The organism is Caulobacter sp. P1_B12_2 (genome assembly GCF_056406675.1).
Genome location: NZ_JBFTZS010000348.1, coordinates 1 through 5,088 on the forward strand (window position 1 = coordinate 1; position 5,088 = coordinate 5,088).

At 68.7% G+C, this 5,088-nt stretch carries 6 protein-coding genes; 3 read left to right on the forward strand and 3 right to left on the reverse strand.

The features are described from left to right. Nucleotides 1-391: 391 nt before the first annotated feature. Together AC1DZ6_RS18755 and gluQRS are read left to right on the forward strand one after the other, a co-directional pair. Nucleotides 392-1,015, forward strand: a complete 624-nt coding sequence (locus tag AC1DZ6_RS18755; RefSeq protein ID WP_477098661.1) for a TetR/AcrR family transcriptional regulator — start codon at nt 392-394, stop codon at nt 1,013-1,015. A gap of 6 nt (nt 1,016-1,021) precedes the next feature. After that, nucleotides 1,022-1,861 (forward strand): tRNA glutamyl-Q(34) synthetase GluQRS, encoded by an 840-nt coding sequence (gluQRS, locus tag AC1DZ6_RS18760; protein WP_477098656.1) that lies wholly within the window; start codon nt 1,022-1,024, stop codon nt 1,859-1,861. Here the strand turns inward: gluQRS and AC1DZ6_RS18765 are convergent. Genes AC1DZ6_RS18765 through AC1DZ6_RS18775 form a run of 3 tightly spaced genes read right to left on the reverse strand, consistent with a single transcriptional unit; the run spans nt 1,858 to nt 4,071 of the window. Continuing rightward, nucleotides 1,858-2,172 carry a winged helix-turn-helix domain-containing protein gene (locus AC1DZ6_RS18765; RefSeq protein WP_477098657.1) on the reverse strand — a complete coding sequence of 105 codons (315 nt, stop codon included), beginning with the start codon at nt 2,170-2,172 and terminating at the stop codon, nt 1,858-1,860. The two genes, gluQRS and AC1DZ6_RS18765, sit on opposite strands and share 4 nt — an antisense overlap. A 7-nt stretch (nt 2,173-2,179) precedes the next feature. Beyond that, a complete protein-coding gene (locus AC1DZ6_RS18770) occupies nt 2,180-2,809 on the reverse strand; it encodes a hypothetical protein (protein WP_477098658.1) in 630 nt (209 codons plus the stop codon). Nucleotides 2,810-2,844: 35 nt separating this feature from the next. Continuing rightward, entirely contained in the window at nt 2,845-4,071 is a 1,227-nt protein-coding gene (locus AC1DZ6_RS18775) for an acyltransferase family protein (protein ID WP_477098659.1), read from the reverse strand. Between the two features lie 163 nt (nt 4,072-4,234). Here AC1DZ6_RS18775 and AC1DZ6_RS18780 point away from each other — a divergent pair. Then, nucleotides 4,235-5,088 (forward strand): alpha/beta fold hydrolase (locus AC1DZ6_RS18780; RefSeq protein ID WP_477098660.1); only part of this gene is annotated, 854 nt, incomplete at its 3' end.

Here is a 5,088-nt window from a genome sequence, read left to right on the forward strand (position 1 = left end):
GATCAGGCGCGGGCGGCTTCGGACACTTCAGGCAAGAGGTTCGGCGGCGGTCGTGTCGGCGGGACAGCGGGGGGATCCGCGGGTCCCGTCGGCCACAAACGCTACCGAGGTTTAGATCGCGACGCCCACCAGAGCGGCGGCGACGCCGACGGCGGCGGCCACGAAGAAGCCGACCGCCATGCGGTCGAGAGCGGTTTCAAAAGCGAAGAAGGTCTTGGTCATCACACACATCCTGAGTTTGGGTTGCGGGAGAGGTCATTGAGGAGGCCGCTCCCGTTCCAGATCGAGCCCGATCTGGACAGTGCTTAGATAGCAGCAATCTAAACGACGTCAAGATAATCTTAGCGGCGTTAGGATGGATTTTTGAACAGGAACGGTTACAGTGTCCGAGATGACACAGCCCGCCACCTCCGAAGCCCGTCCCTACCACCATGGCGACCTCAGCCGCGCCCTGGTCGAGGCGGCTCGCCGCATCCTCGAAACCGAGGGTCCGGCGGCGCTTTCGTTGCGGGCGGTGGCGCGTGAAGCCGGCGTCAGCCCGGCCGCGCCCTATCACCACTTCAAGGACAAGGGCGAATTGCTGGACGCCGTCGCCCACGAGGGCTGGGCGGCCCTTGATGTCGCCCTCGGCGAGGCCCGGGCCAAGGCCGCCGACAGCAAGGAGCGGATGACCAGCCTGGGCGTGGCCTATGTCTGCTTCGCCCGCGACAACCCCGCCCTCTATCGCGTGATGTACGACTGCTCGCGCGACAAGGACGCCTTGCCCGAGCAGATGAAGGAAGAAGGCGCTTACTGCCAGGTGCGCAACACCATCGACGAGCGCAGCGGCGGCACGGCCACGCCGCTTGATCTGGAGCTGGCGACCATCGCCGCCTGGTGCGCCGGCCATGGCCTGGCCGAGATGATCAGCTTCAAGCAGTTCGAGCCCCTGAAGGAAGCCCTGGGCGGCGAGGAAGCCTTCCTGCGCGCCGTGTTCGAACATCTGGGCATGTTCGCCAAGCTCGATCAGGCCTAGGTCCGCTTGCGCTTCGCCACCCGCTTCGCGCCCTCCCCCACCGGCCTCCTGCATCGCGGCCACGCCTTCTCGGCTCTGACCGCCTTCGACGCCGCGCAAGCCACGGACGGTCGGTTCGTGCTGCGGATCGAGGACATCGACGCCACCCGCAGCCGCCCCGRATTCGAGGCCGCGCTCCTGGAGGACCTGGCTTGGCTGGGCGTGGACTGGGAACGGCCCGTGCGCCGGCAGTCCGAGCACCTGGCCGACTATCACCGCGCCATCGACGTGCTGCGCGACAAGGGCCTGGTCTATCGCTGCTTCCGCACCCGCAAGGAGCTGGACATCGGCCGCGCCCCGCATGAGCCGGTCCAGCCGTTCGTCGGCGGCCCGCTGCATCCCGACGAGGAGGCCGCGCGGCTGGAGCAGGGCGAGGCCTTCGCCTGGCGGCTGTCGCTGGACGCGGCGCGCGGCGCCCTGGGCGGGTTCGAGCCCCTGGACTTCGTCGAGGAGGGCTCTGGGCCGAACGGCGAGACCGGCCGGATCCAGGCCCGCCCCGAAACCGCCGGCGACATCGTCCTGGCCCGCAAGGACGTCGGGGTGGCCTATCACCTGGCCGTCGTGCTGGACGACGCCCTGCAAGGCATCACCCACGTGATCCGGGGCGAGGACCTGTTCGAGGCGGCCCACATCCAGCGCCTGCTGCAAGCCCTGCTGGACCTGCCGACCCCGACCTATCGCCACCACCGCCTGCTGCTCGCTCCCGACGGCAAGCGCTACGCCAAGCGCGACAAGGCCCAGACGCTGCGAGAGCTGCGGGCGGCCGGCGTCACGCCAGATCAACTTCGGGCGGAGATGGGCCTTTAAGCTCCGCCTCCCGACTGCTCAACCAACTGGCTCATCGCCTTCAGATACGCCCCAAAGGCCGCGCGGCCCGGATCGGTGAGGCGGACGCGGGTCAGGGGCTTGCGGCCGACGAAGCTCTTGTCGATCGCCACATAGCCGGCGTCCTCCAGCTTGCGCAGGTGGACCGACAGGTTGCCCTGGGTCACCTCCAGCAGGTCCTTCAGCTCGGTGAAGTCCGCCACCTCGGCGCTGGCCAGATAGGCGACGATCCCCAGCCGCACCCGGCCGTGGATGACGTCGTCCAATCCGCTGATGTCGAACTTTTCGGTCACGCTCGCCTCAGACCGCGGACCGCATGGCCTGGCGCATCATCCCGAAGCCCGGGACGCCCATCAGCAGGAAGAGGCTKAGGGTGGCGACCAGCAGGTAGAGCTCGGCCCGCTCGATCAGCATGCCCAGCGCCACACCCGAGACCAGCCAGCCGGCGGCCACCAGCGCCATCCACAGCCGCTTGCGCAGCATGAAGATCATGTACCAGACCGCCCCTTGCAGCACGAAGACCACGGCTGGATGGAACAGCCAGTAGTGGAAATCATGGTTGCGGGCCGCCGCGCTGGCGAAGACCAACACCAGGGCCAGATTGGCCAAACCCGCGCCAGCGAAGGCGTGATTGACCGCTCGGCTTGTCACCCCGACCGCCGGCCGCCTGCGGTCGATGATGATCACCACCGTCATCAGCACCAGGAAGATCACGGTCGGCGCCCAGGCCATGATGATGTTGGCCATCGGCGACAGGTGGATGATCCCGATCTCCTGGACGTAGTAGCTCAGGCACTGGATCCCGTAGAGCACCCCGGCCGAGCCATAGAGCGCGCCTCCGGCCACGCCCATGCCGCCGCCCGCTCCACCCTCGGCGATGGTCCGCAGGAACGCCAGGTCGTCCTGCACGGATTTGATCTTGTCGTTCATCGGCAAGGTCCCCTTCAGCGCCGCATCATGGCCGTTCACAGGATTCGACCCAACAGCGGCATGCGGCGCAGCGCCATCGTCGTCAGCCAGCTGAGCGCCACCGCCCCGCCGAACGCCATCAGACCCTTGGCCAGCCCGCCCCAGGCCTGGGGCAGCAGCAGCCAGCCCAGCCACGCGGTGAAGACGTAGTGGGTCAGGTACATGCCGTAGGCGTTGGCCTGCAGGCTGCGCCCGACCGGACCGGTCTTGCGGACAAAGCGCAGGAACACCGCCAGCACCGCGAACGACAAGCTCGCGCAGGCCAGGACGAAAGCGAAACCGCCCACCACGTCCAGCACCGCCTTGGGCGGAGGATTGGGCGAGAAGGCGATGATGAAGGTGGCGACGGCCGCGATCACCGCCGGGACGGGCAGGATTAGCCAGGCCCACCAGCGCCGGGCCAGCGCGCCCTGCGGATCGGTCAGGCCGTGACCCACCCCCGCCGCTCCGAACGCCAGGCCGGCCAGGAAATAGACCAGGTAGTGCGCCGCCCGGCCGGTCTGGATCAGGAACGGCCCCTCCGTCGTCCAGTGGCCGAAGGGCAGCGCCATGTTGAGGGGCACATAGGCCAGGGCGCTGGCCGCCAGGAGGATCAGAAAGGCGCGGCCGGGCCGCCGGGCGGAGCCCTGCGTCCACCGACCCAGGGCCGGGATCAGGCGGGGGAACAGACCGTCCAGCACCGCGGCGACCACGCCGAACGCCAGCAGCACCCACAGGAACCAGGCCGGGCCGCTGGGCCAGAACGGCAGGCTGGTCCAGGCCTTGGCAAAAGCCGACAGCGAAGGCGCGCCGCCGGACTGCAGCCAGGCGGGAAAATAGGACAGCGGGGCCAGCAGGCCCGCCCCGATCACGAACGGAACGCCCAGCCGCAGCGCCCGGCCCTTCAGGAACCCGCCCGCGCCCTTGGCCGTCAGACTGCTCGCGACGAACAGGCCCGAGATCAGGAACATCAGCGACATGAAGAAGATGTCGTTGACCAGGGTCAGCAAGCCGAAGCCGGCGAACCTCTGCGGATCCACGACCGGAAACGCCGTCCACAGGATCGGCGGCTCGGTGAAGCCCTTCGGCGGCGGCGCGTACGGATGATAGGTCAGCACCGCGTGATGGGCGATGACCAGCAGGGTCAGGAAGGCCCGCACGGCGCCGACCGGCGCGTTGCGGATCGAGGCGTCCAACCCGACGGTTGTGGGCGAGGTTTCGAGCGATTTGAGAGGCGCGTGCATGGCCGGGCTCCGTTGCGATGGCGGGACCATGAATGAACTTGTTTGTTTTGTAAACTTGTTGATGAACATCGGTATCGTAAACGGTTCGCGCCGACGCTCTTGCGGGTCGATCACCGGCGGCTCTAAGCATGGCTGGAGGCGATGGGTCGCCAGGGAGRCGACGATGCGTGGATGGATGCTGGCGGCCGGCCTGGGACTGGCGGCGGGAACCTGGCTGGCGGCGGCCGGCGCTCACGCGGCCGAGCCCAAGTTCACGCCCGGTCCGTGCGCCGGCGACTATTCGGGCGTCAGCAACAAGATCCAGTGCGGGACCCTGGTCGTCGACGAGACCCGAGGCGGACCCAGCACGCGGCGCGTCGCCATTCCGGTGACCATCGTCAAGGCCAGCGCGCCCAAGGCCGGCCTGCCGCCGGTCGTCTATCTGCACGGCGGTCCCGGCGGCGGCGTGGTCGAGAACGTCGCCCGCAGCCTGCGCGGCCCGGCCCGCGAGCTGGTCGCCGTCGACCAGGACTGGATCTATTTCGACCAGCGCGGCGGGGGCGTGGCCTCGCCGATCCTCGACTGCGGCGGCGTGGCCCTGAACGACGCCGGTCCGCTGAACGACGCGGCCGCCCAGCAACTGATCGCCTGCGCCCAGCGCCTGAAGGCCTCCGGCGTCGACCTGTCGCGCTACAACGCCGAAGAGGTGGTCAAGGACATCCAGGACCTGCGCAAGACGCTGAGCCTGAAACAGATCGACCTCTTCGGCGTCTCGTACGGCACCCGCATCGCCCTGGCCGTGGTCAAGCACGACCCGTCCGGCGTGCGCGCCGTGGTGCTGGACTCGCCCTGGACGCCGGAGGCCAAGTGGGCCGAGGGCGGGCCGGAAATGGTCTCGGACGCGGTGAAGGTGATCTTCAAGCGCTGCGCCGAAGACGCCGCCTGCAACGCCAAGTATCCGCATCCGGGCGCCGACCTCGACGCGGTCGCCAACAAGCTGCTGGCCGGTCCGCAGACCATCGGCGGCAAGGTCTACGC